The sequence below is a fragment of the Streptomyces sp. NPDC111520 genome, from assembly GCF_055635295.1.
Map to the genome: position 1 here is coordinate 602,694 of NZ_JBVKBW010000001.1, position 21,928 is coordinate 624,621.

Sequence of the window (21,928 nt, forward strand, 5' to 3'; positions counted from 1 at the left end):
GTTGACGCGTCGTTTCCCACGGCGCAACGCCCTCGGCGTCATCGCCATTCCCGTGCGCCGCCGTCCGGGCCGACGTGCGAAGATGCGTGGCGTCCACAAGACAGATCCCACGACGGCGTGCGAAGGATGGAGACCCCGTGCCCGGTGAGAACCTCACGCGTGACGAGGCCCGCGAGCGGGCACGGCTGCTGGCCGTGGACGGTTACGAGGTCGCCCTCGACCTGCGGTCGGCGCTGCGCCCGCAGGAGCCGGCGTTCCGGTCCGTGACGACGATCCGGTTCCGCTGCGCGGAGCCCGGCGCCTCCTCCTTCGCGGACCTGCTCGCCCCTGCCGTGACGTCGGTGACGCTCAACGGGCGGGAGCTGGACCCGGCGGAGGTCTTCGACGGGACGCGGATCGCGCTGGACGGCCTGGCCGCCGAGAACGTCCTGGTGGTGGACGCGCAGTGCGCCTACAGCCGCACCGGCGAGGGCATGCACCGCTTCACCGACCCCGAGGACGGCGAGGTCTACCTCTACACGCAGTACGAGCCGGCCGACGCCCGCCGGGTCTTCGCGAACTTCGAGCAGCCCGACCTGAAGGCGCCGTTCACCTTCTCCGTCACCGCCCCCGAGTCCTGGGTGGTGCTGGGCAACGAGCGCGTCACCGGGGTCTCCGACGGCGGCGAGACCCGGCACTTCGCGCCGACCCGCCCGATCTCCACGTACATCACGGCGGTCGTGGCCGGGCCGTACCACATGGTCCACGACACCTACCGGCGCACGCTGCCGGACGGCTCCGAGCTGGAGATCCCGCTGGGCGCGCTGTGCCGCAAGGGCCTCGCCCGCCACTTCGACGCCGACGAGATCTTCACCGTCACCAAGCAGGGCCTGGACTTCTTCCACGACCACTTCGGCTACCCGTACCCCTTCGGGAAGTACGACCAGGCCTTTGTGCCCGAGTACAACATCGGCGCCATGGAGAACCCGGGGCTGGTCACCTTCCGCGAGGAGTACGTCTTCCGCGGCAAGGTCACGCAGGCGTCCTACGAGGGCCGGGCGAACGTCATCCTGCACGAGATGGCGCACATGTGGTTCGGCGACCTGGTCACCATGCGGTGGTGGGACGACCTGTGGCTGAAGGAGTCCTTCGCGGACTTCATGGGAGCGTTCTCACTGGTGGAGGCCACCCGCTACAAGGAGGGCTGGATCACCTTCGCCAACCGCCGCAAGGCCTGGGCCTACCGCGCCGACCAGCTGCCCTCCACCCACCCGGTCACGGCCGACATCCGCGACCTGGAGGACGCCAAGCTCAACTTCGACGGCATCACCTACGCCAAGGGCGCCAGCGTGCTCAAGCAGCTGGTCGCGTACGTCGGGCGGGACGCCTTCCTGGAGGGCGCGCGCCGCTACTTCCAGCGCCACGCCTACGGCAACACCGAGCTGGGCGACCTGCTGTCGGTGCTGGCGGAGACCTCGGGGCGCGACATGGCCGGCTGGTCGCGGTCGTGGCTGCAGACGGCCGGCGTCAACTCGCTGACCCCGCAGGTGACCTACGACGCCGACGGGCGGGTCGCCGAGCTGGCCGTGCTGCAGGAGGCCGCGACCTCGCACCCCGAACTGCGGCCGCACCGGGTCGCGGTGGGGCTCTACCGGCGCACCGCCGAGGGCGCCGTGGAGCGCTACGCGCGCGTGGAGACCGATGTCGCGGGCCCGCGCACGGTGGTGGACGAGCTGACCGGGGCCGAGCGCCCCGACCTGGTGCTGGTCAACGACGACGACCTCACCTACTGCAAGATCCGCTTCGACGAGGACTCCCTGGCCACGGTCCGGGAGCACCTGGGCTCGCTGACCGACCCGATGGCCCGCGCCCTGACCTGGTCCGCGGTGTGGAACATGACCCGCGACGGGCTGATGCCCGCCCGCGACTACCTCGGCCTGGTGCTGCGCTTCGCGGGCGCCGAGACCGACATCGGCGTGCTGCAGGGGCTGCACATGCAGGCCCGTACGGCCCTGAACGACTACGCGGCGCCCGCCTGGCGCGAGCACGGCGCGCGTGAGCTGGCGGACGGGGCGCTGCGCGAGCTGCGCGCGGCGGCCCCGGGCAGCGGCCACCAGCTGGCCTGGGCCCGCTTCCACGCGGCCGTGACCTCCGGTGACGCCGGGACGGCCGTGCTGCGCGGGCTGCTCGACGGCACCGAGAAGATCGACGGGCTCGACGTCGACCAGGAGCTGCGCTGGACCTTCCTGGAGGCGCTGGCCGCCGGCGGCGCGGCCGACGAGGCCGCCGTCGCGGCGGAGCTCGCCCGCGACGACACCGCCTCCGGCAAACGGCACCAGGTGCGCTGCCTGGCGGCACGGCCCTCCGCGGCCGTCAAGGAGCAGTGCTGGGCGTCGGTCGTGGAGTCCGACGCGCTGTCCAACGCGCTCGTCGAGGCCACCATCGCGGGCTTCGACCAGGCGGGCCAGCGCGAGCTGCTCGCCCCGTACGCGGACCGTTACTTCGAGGTGATCGAGCGGATCTGGAAGGAGCGCTCGATCGAGATCGGCATGGCCGTCGTCCGCGGGCTGTTCCCGCACCACCAGGACCGGCCCGCCACGCTCGACGCCGCCGACGCCTGGCTGGACGGCCACGCCGACGCGCCGCCGGCGCTGCGGCGGCTGGTCGCCGAGTGCCGTGACGACCTCGCGCGGGCGCTGCGGGCGCAGGACCGGGACGCGGCGGCCGGGGCCGTCTGAGGCCCCCTCCCGGATGGGAACAGGTGACCGGTCACCCCAATGGCGTACGCGGGGTACCGTCCGACCCCGGTGGTGCGGCAGCATCGCCGGGGCAGGGCAGCAGGTGAACGGGGGCCGGTCACCCGGATAGGTGAAAAATCACGCTCGGCAACCGAACGCCTGAACTTTAGTGCGGCGATGTCCGCATTTGTCGACGGAACGGTAACAGCCGTTAGCCTCCCCGAGGGAAGCGGGAATCCACCCGCCATGAACCACAACATCCCCCTCAGCCCCCGCCCCCTCGACCACCTCTCCCGCACCCGGCCGACCGTGCTGTCGGCCCGCCAGCTGCGGGAGCACGGCGTCACCCCCGAGACGCTGGCCGAGCGCTGCCGCCCCGGCGGGCCGTGGCAGGAGGTGCTGCCCCGGGTGTACGTCCTGCACCGCGGCCGACCCACCGGCGACGAGCGGGTCCGGGCGGCGCTGCTCTACGCGGGCCGCGAGGCGATGGTCACGGGGCTCGCGGCGCTCGCCCTGCACCGGTTCTCCTCGGTGCCGCCGCTGCTCGGCCTGGACCGGATCGACCTGCTCGTGACCCGGCAGCGCCGGCTGCGCGCCGTCGGTGACGTGGGGCTGGTCCGCACGCCCGCGCTGCCCCGGCCGCAGGAGGTGCAGGGCGTGCCGTGCGCACCGCTGCCCCGGGCCCTGGCGGACGCGGTGGAGGAGCTGGAGGACGCCCGGGCGGTGCGCCAGGTGCTGACGGAGGCGGTGCGCGGCGGGCACTGCGAGGCGTCGGCGCTGGTCGCGGAGCTGAGCCGGGCCCGTCTGCTCTCCCGGCCGCACGTGGTCGAGGCGGTGGACGCGCTGGTGGCCGAGGGCCGGGCGATCGCCGAGAGCCGGCTGTACACGATGGTGCGCTGCTTCGGGCTGCCCGACCCGCTGTGGAACGTGGACCTGCGGCTGCCCGGCGGCCCGCACCTGGGCGGCGTGGACGCGTACTGGCCGGAGCACGCGGTCGCGGTGGAGCTCGACGCGCGCGTGCCCCGGCAGGAGGACGACGCCCAGTGGGCCGAGTACGCCCGCAAGCGCGAGCACCTGGAGCGGCTCGGCATCTCGGTCGTGCACATCACTCCGCGCAAGCTGCGCGAGTCCCTGGAGCAGCAGGCCACGGTCGTCCGTACGGCCCTCATGGCCGCCGCCGACCGCGACCCCGCGTCGTGGGTGGTGGTGCTGCCGCGGTGACCGGGGGCGGTCAGCGCTTCTTCAGCAGCAGCTCCACGTTGCGGTCGCCCGGCTCGCCGGAGAGCGTCGCGCGCGATCCCGGCGCGTTGAACGCGAGCTCGCGGTAGAGCGCGGCGAGTCCGGTCTGCGACAGGTCGGAGAAGTCGGTGCGGTAGGGGGCCGCGGACTCCACGAGCGTGCAGTGCAGCGAGAGCGTGCCGTCGTGGTTGTCGGTCAGCTCGATGATCCGGGCCAGCTGCGGGTAGTCGACGTGGGAGGCGGTGGAGACCTCCCAGAAGCTGCCGTGCGGGACGATCTTGTTCTTGTGGCTGTGCCCGTTGATCCAGGCGGCCACGTTGCGGTGCCGTCCGAGCAGCGCGAGCACCTCGTCGCCGCCGTGCCGCCGCTCGGCGGGGCGGGCGGGGTCGCGGACCAGGTTGGTCATCGACCAGCTGGGGTGGTGGCTGAAGACCAGCACGGTGTCGTCGGCGTGCTCGGTGAGCGTCCGGTCCAGCCAGTTCAGCTGGCCCGTGCCGAGGGAACCGCGGTAGTCGCCGCCCCGGTCTGTGGTGTCGAGGCTGACGCCGAGGACGCCGTCGGAGATCCGGAACGTGTAGTAGAGCCGGCCGGAGTCGAGTTCGGCCGTCGTGTAGCCGTGCCCGACCGGACCGGCCCCGGCGTGCGCCGGGTCCAGGTGGGCCGCGATGTACTCGCGCGGGGTGACCGGCGCGCGGCGCTCGTCGGGGGTGACGGTGCGGGCGCTGCTCCGGTAGCGGTTCCAGGCCTGGCGGAAGCGGGTGCCCTGGGGGTCGGGCCCCTTGCGCAGGAAGTCGCCCACGGCCTCGGCCTCGGCCGGGGGCAGCCAGAACAACTTCCGCGAGCCGAGCGCGAGGTCGTGGAAGAAGGACGAGGCGGCGTACGAACCGCCGTACAGCTGGTCGTGGTTGCCGATGGTGGAGTACCACGGGACCCGCAGACCGGGGCTGTTGAGTTCGCGGACCGCGGCGGCGAGGAAGCCGGGCAGCCGGGGGTAGCCGGCCGCCTTGTCGGCGTCGCGCAGCGCGGCGTCGGGCTGCCAGAAGCCCTTGAGGCCGGAGTCCTGCACGCCCTCGTAGTGGCCCGGGTCGCCTGAGTCGGGCGTGAAGCGGCCGCCGCTCATCACCGCGAGGAACCAGTCCAGCTCGATCCGCGAGTTGTTGTCGGTGTTGTCGCCGGTGGTCATGACGAAGCCGATGGGCGTGCCGGTGGCGGGCCCGTGCCGCAGCGCGTTGACCCGTTCGACCAGGGAGACGGCGCCGGCGTTGGTCAGCGCCTCCTGGGGACGCCAGCCGGCCGGGGAGGCGGAGCGCATGAACTCGTAGCGCTGCGGGTTCTGCACGTCCGTGAGGTGCAGGTCGGTGAACTGCACCAGGCAGGAAAGGGGCGTGCGGCGTTCGACGCGGCCGCTCCTGGCGGCGGCCAGTTCGGTCCGGGTGACCCGCTTCCAGCCGGGGCCGTCGCCCAGCCGGCGGTAGCCGCCCCGGCCGCGCGGTGCGGCGACGGAGTGCAGGGTGGTGCCCGCGGTGTAGGGCTGCGCCGCGGCGGGCGAGGCGGGTGCCGTGGGGGCGGCCGGAAGGCCGGAGGCGGGTCCGGTGGCCGGCTCCGCGAGCGGGGGCGCGGCCGTCGCGTCGCCCGAGCCGGGGACGAGGGCGAAACCGAGCCCCGCGCCGAGGGCGGTCACACCCGAGGCGATCAGGACGTTGCGGCGGCTGAGGGCGGCAGCGGGCACGGGACCAGGCATGACGGGTTCCCCCGGTGGACGGTGGCTGCGGCGGCACTGCGGTGCCGCTCCTCACCGGATCGTTGGCACCCGGGGTGGCCTGCGGTGCAACGGAAACGGAACGTCCGGCACCCATCTGCGGACTTGGATCAGCAGTCCTCCCGCGGGTCACCGGGGCCGGGTCCGCAGGTGTCCGGACGCTCATCCGTTGTTCATCCACCGCCGTGTCCGCGGCCCGCGCCGGAAGTCCCCCGCAGCACCGAACGCCCGCGCGCAATGGACCGGTTCGGGCTGCTTCGCGCCCCGGCCGGGGTCCCGGCTTCTTGACGTATTCGCGTCATGTCGGTCTTACGCCATCTACGGCACTCCCCAACAACCCCACGAATGGCGCAATGTGTCGGTCAACTGGCGCCCAAATCTTGAACAGGATGCCCATGTCTCTCGATCACATACGCGGGAAGAGACGCGTGGTCCGAGTCGCGCTCGCGGCGGGCCTGGTGGCCGCTCTGACGACGACCGGAATCTCCGCCTCCACCGCTTTCGCCGACACGACCGGCGACCCGGCGGACGCGGCGGTAAAGACCGCGCACGACAAGCTCGGAGCGGCCGACGCCGAACTCCTCGCCGAGGCCAAGGCCGGCGGCGAGAAGAACGTCACCCTCATGATCGCCACCAGCAAGGGCTCCACCGAGCAGGTCTCGGACGAGCTCGGCGCGCTCAAGGGCGCGTCGGTGGACCGCACCTACGACAACCTCGGCTACGTCCGCGCCACGGTTCCCACCGCCAAGGCGGACGCGGCGATCGCGGCGGCGCAGAAGCTCTCGTCGGTGCAGGCGATCGACCTCAAGCAGGAGATCGTCCTCGACGACCCGTCCCCGTCGGCCGACGGCGGCAAGGGCTCCTCGAAGGGCCACGGCCACGACCACGGGCACGGCTCCGCCACGTACCCGGCTCCCGGTGCGAAGACCCCGGCGAAGAACCCCTACCAGCCGGCCTTCGAGACCGGCGCGGTGGACTTCGTCAAGGACAACCCGAAGGCCGACGGACGCGGCGTCACCATCGGCATCCTCGACTCCGGCGTCGACCTCGGCCACCCGGCGCTGCAGAAGACCACCACCGGCGAGCGCAAGATCGTCGACTGGGTCACCGCCACCGACCCGATCACCGACGGCGACGGCACCTGGCGCCGCATGACCAACGGCCCGCGCGTCAGCTACCAGGGCCGCACCTGGTCGGCCCCCGAGGCGACGCAGCAGGTCACGGTCTTCTTCGAGTCGGCCACCGTCGGCGGCGACATGGCCGGTGACCTCAACCGCGACGGCGACACCACCGACTACTGGGGCGTCCTGTACGACCCGGCCAAGGGCACCGTCCGCCTCGACCTGAACGACAACGGGGACTTCACCGACGACACCGAGATGAAGCCGTACAAGGACGGCTTCCAGATCGGCTACTTCGGCACCGACAACCCCGCCACCGCCATCTCCGAGCGGATCCCCTTCGTGGTGCAGGTCCGCAAGGACGTCCCCACGGACCCGTACGGCGGCACCTGGGTCGGCAAGAAGGCCGACTTCGTCAACATCGGCGTCATCGAGTCCGAGCACGGCACCCACGTCGCGGGCATCACCGCCGCCAACAGCCTGTTCGGCGGCAAGATGAACGGCGCCGCGCCGGGCGCGAAGATCGTCTCCTCGCGCGCCTGCACCTGGGGCGGCGGCTGCACCAACGTCGCGCTGACCGAGGGCATGATCGACCTGGTGGTCAACCGCGGTGTGGACATCGTCAACATGTCCATCGGCGGCCTCCCCGCGCTGAACGACGGCAACAACGCCCGCGCGCGGACGTACACCCGTCTCATCGACGACTACGGCGTGCAGCTGGTCATCTCGGCCGGCAACAGCGGCCCCGGCGCCAACACCATCGGCGACCCCGGCCTGGCCGACAAGGTCCTGAGCGTCGGCGCGACCATCTCCAAGGAGACCTGGGCGGCCAACTACGGCTCGCAGGTCACCAAGGCGTACGACATGATGCCGTTCTCCTCGCGCGGCCCGCGTGAGGACGGCGGCTTCGCGCCGATCATCTCCGCGCCGGGTGCCTCCATCAACACCATCCCGACCTGGGAGCCCGGTGGCCCGGTCGCCGAGGCCGGCTACACCCTGCCGCCCGGCTACGCCATGCTGCAGGGCACCTCGATGGCCTCCCCGCAGGCGGCCGGCGCCTCCGCGCTGCTGCTGTCGGCGGCCAAGCAGGCCCGCGTCCCGCTGAGCCCGGCCACCCTGCGCACCGCGCTGACCAGCACGGCACACAAGATCAAGGACGTCCCGGCGTACGCGCAGGGCTCCGGCCTGATCGACATCGTCGACGCCTGGCGCCTGATCAGGGCGGGCGCGAACGCCCACACCTACACGGTCAAGGCCCCGGTCTCCACGGCCCTGTCGCAGCTCCTCGCGACCCCGGGCCTCGGCACCGGCATCTACGACCGCGAGGGCGGCCTGAAGGCCGGCCAGACCAAGACGTACGACGTCACCATCACCCGCACCACCGGTCCGAACCGGTCCGTCCGGCACGACCTGGACTGGGTGAACAACGACGGCACGTTCCGCTTCGCCGACTACGACAACGTGTGGCTGCCGCTGAACAAGCCGGTGACCGTGCGCGTCAAGGCCAAGCCCGGTTCGACCGGTCTGCACAGCGCGATCCTGACGGTCGACGACCCGGCGACGCGCGGCACCGACCAGCAGATCCTCAACACCGTTGTCGTCGCCACCGCGCAGGCCAAGCCGTCGTTCGCGGTCAAGGCGTCGGGCTCGGTGCAGCGCAACGGCACCACGTCCTACTTCGTGACCGTCCCCGAGGGTGCCAAGACGCTCGAGATCAAGATGGGCGGCCTGGCCACCGGCAGCCAGACCCGCTTCATCGCGATCACCCCGTGGGGCGTCCCGGCGGACAACACCACGACGACGTTCTGCTACCCGAACTACACCACCACCAACGGGTGCCGTCCCGACCTGCGTTCCTACGCCAACCCGATCCCGGGCGTGTGGGAGATCGAGGTCGAGGCGCGTCGTACCTCGCCGGTGCTGAACAACCCGTACAACCTGACCGCGACCGCGCTCGGCGTCTCCTTCGACCCCGAGGTCCAGACCGTCGAGGAGGCCACGGTCGGCACCGCCGCCCCGGTCTCGTGGAAGGTCACCAACGGCTACGCCCCGGTGCAGGGCAAGCTGAAGGGCGGCGCGCTCGGCTCCGCGGCGGCCTCGCGCAAGACGATCGCCGACGGTGACAGCGTCACCAGCACGGTCGTCGTGCCCGCGGGCGCGTCCCGCCTGGACGTCGCCATCGGCGGCACCTCCGACACCTCCGCCGACCTCGACCTGACCGTGTTCCTGGACGGCGTGCAGGTCGCCCAGTCCGCGGACGGCGACTCGGAGGAGGCCGTAAGCATCGCCGACCCGGCGGCCGGCACGTACACCATCCAGGTGGACGGCTACTCGGTCCCGGCCGGCACCACCGAGTACGACTACCGCGACGTCTTCTACTCGACGACGCTGGGCTCGGTGAACGTCGACGAGGCGGCGACCGTGCCGCTGGCCAACGGCGCCTCCGCGAACGTCGCGGCGAACGTCATGGTCGCGGCCCCGGCCCCCGAGGGACGTCAGTTCTTCGGCGAGGTGCAGCTGCTCAACGCCGACGGCACCGCCGCCGGCACCGGCAGCGTGCTGATCGACAAGGTCAACGCGGGCTGACCCGCGGCCACGGCCTGATCACCGCCTGAAGGGGCGGGCGCTCCCCGGAGCGCCCGCCCCTTCAGCTCTGCCGCCACTCGTACTCCTGCTCCCCGCAGCGCAGCGTGCGCGAACGGGGCAGCGCCCGCTCCACCCACTCCCGCGTCAGGGCGATGTCCTCGCCCTGGTGGACGAAGGTGGAGCCCCAGGGCCGCAACCCGACCCTGATGAGCACCCGGCTCCCCACGGCCATCTCGGGCTCCCCCTCCTCGTCACGCTCTACGGGGAAGGTCAGCCGGCGGTCCCCGCGCCCGCCCTTGAGGTAGCGGTCCACCTCCATCCGCACCGACACCCGGTCCGCTGCCTCTCCCGGCGTCACCCGCAGCACCGTTCCCTCGGCGACGAGTTCGGTGCAGGCCAGCACTTCCGCGTCGGTGCTGCGGACCGACTCGGATTCGGCCTCGCCGCCGCCGGTCCCGCAGCCGGCGAGCGCGGCGAGCGCGAGCAGCGCCGCCACGGTGAGGGCCGGTCCCCTCCTGCTTCCCATGTCCCGTACTCCCCTCATGCGGTGTCGCTCTCGCACGGCAGGCCCCTGGAGGCCGTGAGCGCCCGCTCCATCCAGGCGCGTGCGGGGGCGATGTCCGCGCCCCGGTACCAGTCCGGCTGCTCCCCGGGGAGGACGGAGACCAGCACCAGCACGCGGGACCCGGGCTCGGGAGGCGGGGCCACGTCGTCGTGGTCGTCGTCGAGGTGGATCGTGAACGTCAGCCGCGGCCCGCCCCCGGCGGGCTTGAGACGGCGCTCGACGTCCATCACCACCCGCAGGTCCCCCGGCGCGGCGGCGGGCGTCACCTCGCGGACGGTGCCCTCGGCGATGTCGCTCGCGCAGGCGACGACACCCTCCGCCGTGGGCTTCGCGTCGCTCACCGCCGAGCCGTCCCCCAGCGCGGCGTTCCGGGCCAGGACGATCCCGCCGGCCCCCACCACGCCCGCCACGACCGCGGCCAGGCACAGCGCGAACGCCCTCCGCCCGCGAGGGCGCCGCTCCGGGGGCGCGGCGGGCCGCGCGGCAAGGGTGTCGCCGATCAGCCGCACGTGGGCCCGCAGCAGATCCACGTCGGCGCGCGCCGCGGCGTACTCCTCCCCGCCCGCGGCCCCGTCCGGCGGCGCGTCCACGAGGGCGGCCGCCAGCGCCTCGTCCGCCCCGTGGTCCTCGCACTCGTCCCCGCGCATCGTCACACCACCTCCTTGGTGTGCAGCCGGCCGCGCAGCGCGCGGACGGCTGCGTGCAGCCGGCTCTTGACCGTGCCCTCCGGGACGCCGAGCGCCGCGGCGATCTCGGCCACGGGCAGGTCGGCGTAGAACCGCAGCGTCAGCACCTGCCGCTGCCGCGGCGGCAGTTCCTGCAGTCCGTCGGCGACCGCCAGGGCCAGCACATGCGCCTCTCCCCCGCCGTGCCGGGCCTCGTCCCGGGGCGTCAGGGCCGCGAGGCGTTCGCCGAGCCGCTCCTGCCGGCGGCGCGAACGGTGCCAGTCCATCGCCACGTTGGAGGCCGCGACGGCGGCCCACGCCCCCGGGTCCCGCAACGGCTCGCGGCCGGCCGCCCGGTGCTCCAGCAGCTTCAGCCGCACCTGCTGCACCCCGTCCTGCAGGTCCCCCGCGGGCACCCCGCCGAGCGCCAGGACGGCCCGAACCCGATCGAGGTGCTCCGGCGCGAGGGGGTCCTCCCCGCCCCCCGGCCGGGACCTCCGTCTCAGCAGCGCCACACCCCTCCCCTTCCGCGATTTCCCCTATGACGCGGCAACGGGGGAAAACGTTCACCCCGCCCGTCCCGCGTCCGGCCCTACCCTGGCGGGGTGTCCGCCCCTCATGAACTGACGATGCTGGAACAGGCCGCGGCCGTCCGGGCGGGCGAGCTGTCGCCCGTGGAACTGACGGCCCACTACCTCGACCGGATCGAGCGCCTCGACCCCGTGGTCGGGGCCTACCTGACGGTCACGCCCGAACGCGCCCTCGCGGACGCGCGGCGCGCCGAGCGCCTGCTCAAGGAGGGCGGACCGCTCCCGCCGCTGCTCGGCGTGCCGGTGCCGGTGAAGGACCTGACGCCGGTCGCCGGGGTGCGCTTCACCTCCGGCTCGGCGGTCCTCGCCGACCGGGTGGCCGACCAGGACGCGTACCTCGTCCGCCTGCTGCGGGACGCCGGGACCGTCCTGACCGGGAAGACCAACACCCCCGAGTTCGGGCTGCCCGCCTACACCGAGGGCGCCGTGGGCCCGCCGGCCCGTACCCCGTACGACCTGGCGCGCGGCGCGGGCGGCAGCAGCGGCGGCGCGGCCGCGGCCGTGGCGGCCGGACTCGCGGCGGCGGCGCACGGCAGCGACGGGGGCGGCTCCCTCCGCATCCCGGCGAGCTGCTGCGGGGTCGTCGGGCTCAAGCCGAGCCGGGGCCGGGTGAGCCCCGCGCCCTGGGGCGACGCGAGCGGCCTCGCCGTCAACGGGCCCATCGCGCGCACGGTCCGCGACACCGCGGCCCTGCTCGACGTGCTGGCCGTGCCCGCGCCGGGCGACCCCTTCCGGCTGCCGTCGCCGGAGCGCTCCTTCCTGCGGTGGTGCGAACGGGAACCGGGGCGGCTGCGGATCGCCCGCTGGGCGGTGCCGGACGTGGCGGGCGTGGAGGTCGCCCCGCAGGTGCTGGCGGCGTACGAGCGCACCTCGGCGCTGCTGGCCGGGCTCGGGCACGAGGTCGTGGACGTGCCGCAGCCGCTCGCCCCGGGCGACCGCGACGCGTTCACCCCGGTGTGGGCCGTGCTGGCCGCGCTGACGCCCGTGCCGCCGGAGCGCGAGGGGGAGCTGCTGCCGCTCACGCGGTGGCTGCGGGCCCAGGGGCAGGACGTGGGCGGCCTCGACTACGCGCGCACGCTGGGCGTCATGCAGGCGGTGGGCCGCAAACTGGCCGACGCCGTCGAGCCGTACGACGCGGTGCTCACCCCGACGCTGGCGCAGCCGCCCGCCCCGGTGGGCGCCCTGCGCGACGACGCCGACCCGGAGGCCGACTTCGCGGCGCAACTGGCGTTCACGCCGTTCACCGCGCCCTGGAACATCGCCGGGCTGCCCGCGGTGTCCCTGCCGCTGGAGTGGTCACCGCAGGGGCTCCCCATCGGCATGATGCTCGGCGCCCGGCACGGCGAGGAGGGCCCCCTCCTCGCACTCGCCGCCCAACTGGAGGCCGCCTCCCCCTGGCGGACCCGCACGTCCCGCGCGTTCGAACCGGCGGGACCGGCCCGGCCGCCGGCCTGAGCCCCGCGGGGCCCGGGTGTCCTGACCGTCGCCCCGGTCGTGCCGGACCCCCCGCCCGCCTGGGCCGTCCGGCAGACGGGCACGGCGGTGCCTTGGGTGCGAAGCGCGCCCCGCGTCGGGCCCCGGTGCGCCCGGGACCGCAGCCGCCCGTCGCCGGCGTTCGCGTCGCGCGCCCCGCACCCGCACCCGCACCCGCACCCGGCACGAAGCAACACGCCCCCCCACCCGCCTGGGCCGTTCGGGGGACGGTGGGCCGGCACCTGACCGGGTCCGCCCCCGCGGGGAGGACGCGGCGTCCGGTGCGGCCGAGGGCGCCACTCTCGGGTGGGGGCGTGTGCACGGAACGCGACTGCTCCGCCACGCAGTGGGTATGGCTGAGGCTGTCCGGAGAACGCGCACCCGCGATGACGCCCCAGGAGGGCATCCCATGACCGAAGCCGCCGACCGGGACAGACTCGCCGCGCTGCACGGGGTGGACGTCACCTACCGTCCGTCGCCGGACCGCGAGGTGCGCGTGCCGGACGGGACGGTCGTGGCGGTGCTGGCCGCGCTGGGCGTCGACGCCTCGACCCCGGCGGCCGTGCGGAGCGCGCTGGCCGAGCACGACCACCGCACGGGGCGCCGGCTGCTCCCCCGCAGCGTCGTGATGCGCAGCGGACGTCCGCTGCGGCACCGGCTGCCCGAGGGCACCGTGCTGCGGCTGACCACGGAGGACGGCACCGAGACCTCCTGGGACGGGGAAGCGGCGCTGCCCGTGGGGCGGCACGTGCTGCGCGCGCAGGCACCCGACGGGCGCGGCGCGCAGGCGCAGCTCGTCGTGGCGCCGGAACGGCTGCCCGGCCCCCCGGAACGGGTCCTGGGCTTCATGGCGCAGCTGTACTCCGTGCTGTCCTCGCGGTCCTGGGGCATGGGCGACCTCGGGGACCTCGCGGACCTCGCGGCGTGGACGGGCCGGGCGCTGCACGCGGGCTTCCTGCAGGTCAACCCGTTGCACGTGGCCGTGCCCGGACATCCGACGGACCCGTCGCCGTACCGCCCCTCCTCGCGGCGCTTCCCGGACCCGGTGTACCTGCGGGTGGAGGAGATCCCCGAGTACGCCTACCTCGACGCCGACGACCGCGAGCGGGCGGCCGACCTGCTGCGCAAGGCGGCGGTGCTGCGCGACTCGGTGCTGCTCAAGGACGCCCTGATCGACCGGGACGCGGTCTGGGAGCTGAAGCGCGAGGCGCTCGCGCTGGTCCGCAAGGTGCCGCTGTCGCCGGGACGGCGGGCCGCGTACTGCGACTTCCTCGCGGACCAGGGGCAGGCGCTGGACGACCACGCCACCTGGTCGATGCTGGCCGAGCTGCACGGCCCGGACTGGCACCGCTGGCCGGCGGGGCTGCGCGACCCGCGCTCGGGGCAGGTCGCGCGGCTCCGCGGCGAGCGGCTGGACCAGGTCGACTTCCACTGCTGGCTGGCCTGGCTGACGGACGCCCAGCTGGCCGCGGCGCAGCGTGCGGCACGGGACGCGGGCATGGCGGTCGGCATCGTCCATGACCTCGCGGTCGGGGTGCACCCCTCCGGTTCCGACGCCTGGGCGCTGCAGGACGCCCTCGCCCACGGGATGTCGGTCGGCGCGCCACCGGACGCCTTCAACGCCCACGGCCAGGACTGGGGCCTGCCGCCGTGGCGCCCGGACGCCCTGGCCGCCACGGGCTACGCGCCCTACCGCGACCTGCTGCGCAACGTGCTGCGGCACGCCGGGGGCCTGCGCATCGACCACGTGATGGGGCTGTTCCGCCTGTGGTGGGTGCCCGAGGGCGAGCCGCCGACGCAGGGCGCGTACGTCCGTTACGACGCGGAGGCGATGCTCGGGGTCCTCGCGCTGGAGGCGCGGCGCGCCGGTGCCGTGGTCATAGGGGAGGACCTCGGCACGGTCGAGCCGGGCGTCCGCGAGGAGCTGGCCGACCGGGGCATCCTCGGCACGTCGGTGCTCTGGTTCGAGCGGGACTGGGAGGGGGCCCGCGGTTCCGCGCACGCCCGGCCGCTGCCGCCCTCGGCCTGGCGGGCGGACGCGCTGGCCACGGTGACCACCCACGACCTGCCCACGACGACCGCCCGGCTGACCGGGGAGCACGTGGGGCTGCGGCACCGGCTGGGGCTGCTGACCCGGCCGCTGGAGGTGGAGCAGGCCGAGGACGCGGTGGAGGTCGCGGAGTGGCTGGCGCTGCTCGGCCGGCTCGGCATGCTGCCGGAGGGCACCCGGGACGAGGAGGCGGTCGTGAAGGCCGTCCACCGCTTCCTGGCCCGGACGCCGGCCCGGATGGTAGGGGTGTGGCTGCCGGACGGGGTCGGCGACCGCCGTCCGCAGAACCTGCCGGGCACCTGGGACGAGTACCCCAACTGGCGGCTTCCGGTCGCGGACCCGGAGGGACGGCCGCTCACCCTGGAGCAGCTGACGGCCTCGCCGCGGCTGCACGCGCTGGCGCACGAGGTGCGGACCGCGATGGCGGGGCCGGACGGGCCGTAACACCACCCCGGACGCGCGGGCCGCGGGAGCGTTCGCTACTTTGAGAGCGTGGACAAGCCCAACAAGAACGCCCTGCGCGCCGGTGCCGTGACGGCCGGCACGGCGCTGATGCTGCTGATGTCGTCCCCCGCGTTCGCGAACACCCGCGACGACGGCGACGACCCGGGTCCCGGCCTGAGCGTGGTCGAGACGCTGGGCCTGTACCTCGTCCTGCCGGTCGTCCTGTTCCTGGTCATCGCGGGCCTGGTCATGGTGACCGACAAGTCCCGCAAGACCCAGGGCTGACCCCTTTTCGCACCTCGCTGACCGGGCCGCGGAGCACCACGGCCCGGTCTCAGGCGTTCCCGGCCGCCGCCGGTGCCCGCCCGGACGGCGCGTCGGCCCCCGGTCGGGAGGAGCGCCGCAAGGACACGAGGCCCCCCGCGGCGGTGCGCCGCGGGGGGCCTCGTCCGGCTCCGGGTGACGGTCAGCCGGCCGCCGCGTCCGCGGCCCGGGCCTTCAGGGCCCGCTCGACCCCGGCACGGCACTCCGTCACCATGCGCCGCAGCGCGGGCGCCGGATCGGCCGCCGCCAGCCAGGCGTCGGTGGCGTCCAGGGTCTCCTGGGAGACCTGGAGCGCCGGGTAGAGGCCGACGATGATCTGCTGGGCCATCTCGTGGCTGCGGGAGCCGAAGACGTCCGAGACCGCCGCGAAGTAGCGCTGCGTGTACGGCGCCAGCAGCTCGCGCTGGTCGGGCTCGGAGAAGCCCGCGATGACCGCCTCCTGGACGGCGTTGGTGAGCGTCTCCGCCTCGACGACCGAGGCCCACGCCGCGGCCTTCGCCTCGGCCGTGGGACGCGCGGCGCGCGCGGTGGCCGCGTGCCGCTCGCCGGCCGCCGTGGCGTCCCGGCCGAGCTCCGCGGCGATGGCCTCCTCGTCGGCACGGCCGGTGGCCGCCAGCCGCTCCAGGAGGGACCAGCGCAGCTCGGTGTCGACGGCCAGGCCCTCGATCGTCTCGGTGCCGCCGAGCAGCCCCGCGATCAGGTCCAGCTGCTCCTTGGTGCGGGCCGTCGCGGCGAACGCGCGGGCCCAGGCGAGCTGGTGGTCGCTGCCGGGGGCGGCCGCGCGCAGGTGCTCCAGCGCCGCCTCCGTCCAGCGGGCGAGGCCCGTCTCGCGCCACCCGTCCGCGGCGTACAGCTCCAGCGCCGTCTTCACCTGGCGGTGCAGGGACTGCACGACGCCGATGTCGGACTCCTTGCCGATGCCGGAGAGCACCAGCTCCAGGTAGTCGCGAGTGGCGAGTTCGCCGTCGCGGGTCATGTCCCACGCGGCCGCCCACACCAGGGCGCGCGGCAGCGACTCGGTGAAGTCGCCGAGGTGCTCGCGGACGGTGGCCAGCGAGGCCTCGTCCAGGCGCACCTTGGCGTAGGACAGGTCGTCGTCGTTGAGCAGCACGACGGCCGGGCGCTTGACGCCGGTGAACTCCGGCACCGCGGTCAGCTCGCCGTCGACGTCCAGCTCGACGCGCTGCACGCGCACCAGCTTGCCGTCCTGGAGGTCGTACGCGCCGACCGCGATGCGGTGCGGCCGCAGGATCGACTCGCCCTTGGCACCGGCCGGCAGCGCCGGGGCCTCCTGGCGAACGGCGAAGGAGGTGATGGTGCCGTCGGCCGCGGTCTCGATCTCCGGGCGGAGGATGTTGATGCCGGCCGTCTCCAGCCACTTCTTCGACCAGGTCTTCAGGTCGCGGCCGGAGGTCTCCTCCAGGGCGGACAGCAGGTCGGTCAGGCGGGTGTTCTTCCAGGCGTGGCGCTTGAAGTACGCCTGGACGCCGGTGAAGAACGCGTCCATGCCGACGTAGGCCACCAGCTGCTTCAGGACCGAGGCGCCCTTGGCGTAGGTGATGCCGTCGAAGTTGACCTGCACGTCCTGGAGGTCGTTGATCTCCGCCATGATCGGGTGGGTGGACGGCAGCTGGTCCTGCCGGTACGCCCAGGTCTTCATGGAGTTGGCGAAGGTCGTCCAGGAGTGCGGCCACCTGCTGCCGGGCGCGTAGGCCTGGCAGGCGATGGAGGTGTAGGTGGCGAACGACTCGTTGAGCCAGAGGTCGTTCCACCACTCCATGGTGACCAGGTCGCCGAACCACATGTGGGCCAGCTCGTGGAGGATCGTCTCGGCGCGCACCTCGTAGGCGGCGTCGGTCACCTTGGAACGGAAGACGTACTGGTCGCGGATGGTGACCGCGCCCGCGTTCTCCATGGCGCCGGCGTTGAACTCCGGCACGAAGAGCTGGTCGTACTTCGCGAAGGGGTAGGGGAAGTCGAACTTCTCCTCGAACCAGTCGAAGCCCTGCCGGGTGACCGCGAAGATGGCGTCGGCGTCGAGGAACTCCGTCAGCGACGGGCGGCAGTACAGGGCCAGCGGCACGCTGCGGCCGCCCTCGCCCTCCCAGGTGCTGTGCACGGCGTGGTACGGACCGGCGATCAGCGCGGTGATGTAGGTGGAGATGCGCGGGGTGGGCGCGAAGCTCCACGTGTCGCCGGCCGGCTCGGGGGTCGGGGAGTTGGAGACGACCGTCCACCCGGCCGGGGCCTTCACGGTGAAGGTGAAGGTCGCCTTGAGGTCGGGCTGCTCGAAGCAGGTGAAGACCCGGCGGGCGTCCGGGACCTCGAACTGGGTGTAGAGGTAGGCCTGCTTGTCGACCGGGTCGACGAAGCGGTGCAGGCCCTCGCCGGTGTTGGTGTACGCCGCGTCCGCGACGACCCGCAGCTCGTTGGCGCCGGCCTGAAGCGACGGCAGGGCGATGCGGCTGTCCGCGAAGACCTCGGCCGGGTCCAGTGCGGTGCCGTTGAGCACCACCTCGTGGACGGCGGGGGCGACCAGGTCGATGAAGGTCGAGGCACCCGCCTCGGCGGAGCCGAAGCGCACCGTGGTCACCGACCGGAAGGTGCCGCCCTCCTGGGCCCCGCTCAGGTCGAGCTCGATGTCGTACGTGTCCACGGTGAGCAGGCGCGCTCGCTGCCGCGCCTCCTCGCGTGTGAGGTTCGTGCCGGGCACGTGTCCGTCTCCTTCGTCGGGTTTTCGGCCATCCTCGCACGCGGGAGGGGTGGGACGGCCGGGGGTTTTCCCTCGGCGGTCCGGCCGTGTCCCCGGCCGCCGCCGACTACCGGCGGTACGGGCCGCGCGCACGGGGCGGAGGGGGCGCGTCCGCCCGTTGACACGCCCTCCGTGCGGGTGATGGGCTGTCGGACCATGACCCCGGGCAGGAGAACCGCCTCGACCCGCACGGCGGCACTCCTCGCCGCCGTCGTCGGCGGACTGCTCGGGACCGCACCGGTCGCCCTGGCCACCCCGCCCGCCACCCCTTCGGCGGCGTCCGGCGTGGCGGACGGCACCGCGACGGCCTACACCGCGACGAACGGCACCGCGACGGACGGCGCCCTGCCGGCCGTCCACCCCAGGCCGCAGTCGCTGCGCGCCCGCGGCACCTCCGTCGCCGTGCCGGACACGGCGACCCTGGTCGCGGGGCCGGGTGCCGACCCGTACGCCCTGGACGCCCTCCGCGCGGTCCTGCGCGGCGCGGGCGTGACCACGCTCCACGAGGACGCCGCCGGACCGCGCGGGCTGGTGGTGTACGCCGGCGGCCCGCGGGCCGCCGGCGCGCTGCGCGCCCTGGGCGCCGCGCCCACCGGGGACCTGCCCTCCGGCGGCTACCGGCTGGCCGTGGGCCGTACCGGCGGCCACGAGGTCGTCGCGCTGGACGGGACGGGCGGGGACGGCCTGTTCCACGCGGTGCAGACGCTCCGCCAACTCGCGACCGGGCGCCGCCTGCCGGGCGTCGTCGTCCGCGACTGGCCGGCGGCCGCGACCCGCGGCGTCGCCGAGAGCTTCTACGGCGAGCCCTGGACCCGGGAACAGCGCCTCGCCCAGATGGACTTCCTCGGCCGCACCAAGCAGAACCGCTACCTGTACGCCCCCGGCGACGACCCCTACCGCCAGGAGCGCTGGCGCGAGCCCTACCCGGCGGCGCGCCGCGCGGAGTTCCGCGAACTGGCCGAGCGGGCCCGGGCCAACCACGTGACCCTGGCCTGGGCCGTGTCGCCGGGCCAGGCATTGTGCTTCTCCTCGCAGGACGACCGCAGGGCGCTGCTGCGCAAGGCCGACGCGATGTGGGCGCTGGGAGTCCGCGCCTTCCAGTTGCAGTTCCAGGACGTGAGCTACAGCGAGTGGCACTGCGACGACGACGCGGACGCCTACGGCGACGGCCCGGCGGCCGCCGCCCGGGCGCAGGCCGAGGTGGCCGACGCGCTCGCCGTCCACCTGGCGGAGCGCCACCGGGCCGCGGTGCCGCTGTCGCTGCTGCCGACGGAGTACTACCAGGACGGTGCCACCGACTTCCGCCGCGCGCTGGCCCGGGAGCTCGACCGGCGGGTGGAGGTGGCGTGGACGGGCGTCGGAGTCGTCCCGGGGGAGATCACCGGACGGCAGGTCGCCGACGCGCGGGCGGCGCTGCAGCACCCGCTGCTGACGATGGACGACTACCCGGTCAACGACTTCGCCGAGGACCGGGTCTTCCTCGGCCCGTACACCGGACGCGAGCCCGCGGTCGCGACGGCCACCGCGGGCCTGCTGGCGGCGGCGATGCGGCAGCCCGCCGCCTCCCGGATCGCGCTGTTCACCGTCGCCGACTACGCGTGGAACCCGCGCGGGTACGACCGCGCCGCGTCCTGGCGTGCCGCGATCGACGACCTGGCGGGCCCCGACCCCGGGGCGCGGGACGCGTTGCGCGCCCTGGCGGGCAACGCGGCCTCCTCGGCGCTGGACGGGTCGGAGTCGGCGTACCTGCGGCCGCTCATCGCGGAGTTCCTGGACGCCTACGCGCACGGCGGCCCTGACCGCGTGGCGGCGGCCGCCACCCGGCTGCGCGCGGAGTTCACCACGATGCGCGGCGCCCCGGAACAGCTGGACGGGCCGGCGGGCGGTTCCCTCGGCGGCGAGCTGCGGCCGTGGCTGAGCCGGCTGGCCCGCTACGGTTCGGCGGGCGAACACGCCGTCGACATGCTGGTGGCGCTGCGCGCCGGCGACGGCACCGGGGCCTGGAGGCACCGGCTGGCGCTGGAGCGGGCCCGCCGGCGAACAGCGGACAGCCCGGCCACCGTCGGCCAGGGCGTGCTCGACCCGTTCCTCGCCACGTCGCTGGCCACGGCGGACGCGTGGACCGGCGTGCGCACCACGGGCCGCAAGGCCACCGCCACCCTCGGCTCGGCGCGGTCGACCGACCCGTCGCTGATGACCGACGGCAAGGACGGCACCTCCTGGGCCAGCGACGCCCCGCCGCAGCAGGACGACGCCTTCGGGGTCGACCTGGGCGGCACCCGCACGATCCACTCCGTGCGGGTCGCCATGGGCGCCGCGCAGCCCGGCCCCGAGCGGGGCGACTACCTGCGCGAGGCGGTGCTGGAGTACTCGGCGGGCGACGAGGGCGGCTGGCGGACCGCCGCCACGGTGCACGACGACCGCACCGTGACCGTGCGGCTGCCCGAGGGCACCCGGGCGCGGTACGTGCGGCTGCGCGCGACCGCGCCGCAGGAGAACGCCGTGTCGGTGCGGGAGTTCACCGTGACCACCGAGGACGACGGCACTTCCGGTGCCTTCGCGGCCGACCCCTCGTCCCTGGCGGCCTCCGACGGCGACGCCACCACCACCGTCCGCGTGCCCGCCGGGGGGCTGACCCTGGAGTACGGATCGGCCCGCCCGCTGGAGGCGCTGACCGTGCTCACCGACACCGGGCCCGGTGCCGCCGGGTCGGTGGAGGTGCGGGTGCCCGGCCAGGGCTGGCACCGGCTCGGTTCGCTGGGCGGCGGCTGGACCGAACTGCCGGCGCGGGGCCTGCCGGCCGACGCGGTGCGGGTCATGGCGTCGGAGGGGGCCCGCCCGCCGGTCGTCCACGAGATCGTGCCCTGGTACGCGGACCGGCCCGCGGCCCGGATGACCCTGGACCGCACGGAGACCGACCTCGAACTCGGCGGCGCCCCCGCGACCGTCACCGCCGAGCTGACCGACGACTCACCGGCGGCGGCCGAGGTGTCGCTGACCGCCGAGGCGCCCCCGGGCGTGGCGGTCGTGACGCCCGGGACGGTGCGACTGCCGCGCGGCGGCAAGGTGGTGGTCCCGGTGCGGCTGTCCCTGCCGACGGACGGCGCCCCCGGGGTGTACGAGGTGCCGCTGGTGTTCCGCGCCGAGGGCCGTACCGTGCGGCAGACCGTCACCGTGCACGCCCGTCCGCGCACCGGCGGGCCCGACCTCGCCGCGGGCGCCCCGGCCACCTCCTCCGGTGACGAGACGCCGGACTTCCCGGCCTCGGCGCTGACCGACGGCGACCCGGCGACCCGCTGGTCCTCCCCCGTGCGGGACGACGCCTGGGTGCAGGCCGAGTTGCCGCGGACCGCCAGGGTCGGCCGGGTGGTGCTGCGCTGGCAGGACGCGTACGCCTCCCGCTACACGATCCTGACCTCGGCCGACGGGCAGAGCTGGCACACCGCGGCGGTGGTCTCCGACGGCCGCGGCGGCACCGAGTCCGTACGGCTGGACGCCCCCTCCGGCACGCGCTTCATCCGGGTGCAGGGGCTGGAGCGCGGAACCAAGTACGGCTACTCGCTGTACTCGCTGCAGGCGTACGCCGTCACCGGCTGAGCCGGCGACCGCCCGCCCTCCCCAACCCACCACTTTCCTGGGGCCG

General features: G+C 74.5%; 12 protein-coding genes. 7 read left to right on the top strand and 5 right to left on the bottom strand.

Features of this window, described 5'->3' with window-relative positions; translation table 11 throughout:
* The first annotated feature begins 137 nt into the window (after nucleotides 1-137).
* Both pepN (ACZ7MY_RS02805) and ACZ7MY_RS02810 read left to right on the top strand, forming a co-directional pair.
* Complete coding sequence (gene pepN, locus ACZ7MY_RS02805) at nucleotides 138-2,717, top strand: aminopeptidase N (RefSeq protein ID WP_499598977.1); 2,580 nt, start codon at nucleotides 138-140, stop codon at nucleotides 2,715-2,717.
* A gap of 246 nt (nucleotides 2,718-2,963) precedes the next feature.
* Nucleotides 2,964-3,938, top strand: a complete 975-nt coding sequence (locus ACZ7MY_RS02810; RefSeq protein ID WP_499598978.1) for a hypothetical protein — start codon at nucleotides 2,964-2,966, stop codon at nucleotides 3,936-3,938.
* A 10-nt stretch (nucleotides 3,939-3,948) separates the two neighbouring features.
* Here ACZ7MY_RS02810 and ACZ7MY_RS02815 read toward each other — a convergent pair whose 3' ends face one another.
* On the bottom strand, nucleotides 3,949-5,697 hold the full coding sequence (locus ACZ7MY_RS02815; protein ID WP_499598979.1) for a TIGR03767 family metallophosphoesterase: 1,749 nt from the start codon (nucleotides 5,695-5,697) through the stop codon (nucleotides 3,949-3,951).
* Between the two features lie 407 nt (nucleotides 5,698-6,104).
* On the opposite strand from ACZ7MY_RS02815, the gene ACZ7MY_RS02820 reads away from it, so the two are divergent.
* A complete protein-coding gene (locus ACZ7MY_RS02820; RefSeq protein WP_499598980.1) occupies nucleotides 6,105-9,422 on the top strand; it encodes a S8 family serine peptidase in 3,318 nt (1,105 codons plus the stop codon).
* Between the two features lie 61 nt (nucleotides 9,423-9,483).
* On the opposite strand, the gene ACZ7MY_RS02825 is transcribed toward ACZ7MY_RS02820, so the two are convergent.
* From ACZ7MY_RS02825 to ACZ7MY_RS02835, 3 genes are read right to left on the bottom strand one after another with little or no spacing between them, the layout of a single operon-like run.
* The gene (locus ACZ7MY_RS02825) at nucleotides 9,484-9,948 is read right to left on the bottom strand and encodes a hypothetical protein (protein WP_499598982.1); all 465 of its coding nucleotides are present in this window, start codon (nucleotides 9,946-9,948) and stop codon (nucleotides 9,484-9,486) included.
* A gap of 14 nt (nucleotides 9,949-9,962) precedes the next feature.
* A complete protein-coding gene (locus ACZ7MY_RS02830) occupies nucleotides 9,963-10,640 on the bottom strand; it encodes a hypothetical protein (RefSeq protein ID WP_499598984.1) in 678 nt (225 codons plus the stop codon).
* Nucleotides 10,637-11,161 (bottom strand): sigma-70 family RNA polymerase sigma factor, encoded by a 525-nt coding sequence (locus tag ACZ7MY_RS02835; RefSeq protein ID WP_499599355.1) that lies wholly within the window; start codon nucleotides 11,159-11,161, stop codon nucleotides 10,637-10,639. The genes ACZ7MY_RS02830 and ACZ7MY_RS02835 overlap by 4 nt, the downstream gene beginning before the upstream one ends.
* 96 nt (nucleotides 11,162-11,257) lie before the next feature.
* On the opposite strand from ACZ7MY_RS02835, the gene ACZ7MY_RS02840 reads away from it, so the two are divergent.
* From ACZ7MY_RS02840 to ACZ7MY_RS02850, 3 genes are all read left to right on the top strand, one after another.
* Complete coding sequence (locus tag ACZ7MY_RS02840; protein WP_499598985.1) at nucleotides 11,258-12,697, top strand: amidase; 1,440 nt, start codon at nucleotides 11,258-11,260, stop codon at nucleotides 12,695-12,697.
* A gap of 427 nt (nucleotides 12,698-13,124) precedes the next feature.
* Nucleotides 13,125-15,209 carry a 4-alpha-glucanotransferase gene (gene malQ, locus ACZ7MY_RS02845; protein ID WP_499598986.1) on the top strand — a complete coding sequence of 695 codons (2,085 nt, stop codon included), beginning with the start codon at nucleotides 13,125-13,127 and terminating at the stop codon, nucleotides 15,207-15,209.
* A 48-nt stretch (nucleotides 15,210-15,257) separates the two neighbouring features.
* Nucleotides 15,258-15,494: a hypothetical protein gene (locus ACZ7MY_RS02850; protein ID WP_499599376.1), complete on the top strand. Its 237-nt coding sequence runs from the start codon at nucleotides 15,258-15,260 to the stop codon at nucleotides 15,492-15,494.
* Between the two features lie 181 nt (nucleotides 15,495-15,675).
* Here the strand turns inward: ACZ7MY_RS02850 and pepN (ACZ7MY_RS02855) are convergent, their stop codons facing one another.
* Nucleotides 15,676-18,246, bottom strand: a complete 2,571-nt coding sequence (gene pepN / locus ACZ7MY_RS02855; protein ID WP_499598988.1) for an aminopeptidase N — start codon at nucleotides 18,244-18,246, stop codon at nucleotides 15,676-15,678.
* 195 nt (nucleotides 18,247-18,441) lie between these two features.
* Here pepN (ACZ7MY_RS02855) and ACZ7MY_RS02860 point away from each other — a divergent pair, with 195 nt between their 5' ends.
* On the top strand, nucleotides 18,442-21,882 hold the full coding sequence (locus ACZ7MY_RS02860; protein WP_499598989.1) for a beta-N-acetylglucosaminidase domain-containing protein: 3,441 nt from the start codon (nucleotides 18,442-18,444) through the stop codon (nucleotides 21,880-21,882).
* Nucleotides 21,883-21,928 lie beyond the last annotated feature (46 nt).

What these genes read in the sequence shown, in the direction of transcription:
- ACZ7MY_RS02810 (WP_499598978.1), top strand. Translation starts at nt 2,964, where the DNA reads ATGAACCACAACATCCCCCTCAGCCCCCGCCCCCTCGACCACCTCTCC.
- ACZ7MY_RS02815 (WP_499598979.1), bottom strand. Translation starts at nt 5,697, where the DNA reads ATGCCTGGTCCCGTGCCCGCTGCCGCCCTCAGCCGCCGCAACGTCCTG.
- ACZ7MY_RS02820 (WP_499598980.1), top strand. Translation starts at nt 6,105, where the DNA reads ATGCCCATGTCTCTCGATCACATACGCGGGAAGAGACGCGTGGTCCGA.
- ACZ7MY_RS02825 (WP_499598982.1), bottom strand. Translation starts at nt 9,948, where the DNA reads ATGGGAAGCAGGAGGGGACCGGCCCTCACCGTGGCGGCGCTGCTCGCG.
- malQ (WP_499598986.1), top strand. Translation starts at nt 13,125, where the DNA reads ATGACCGAAGCCGCCGACCGGGACAGACTCGCCGCGCTGCACGGGGTG.
- ACZ7MY_RS02860 (WP_499598989.1), top strand. Translation starts at nt 18,442, where the DNA reads ATGACCCCGGGCAGGAGAACCGCCTCGACCCGCACGGCGGCACTCCTC.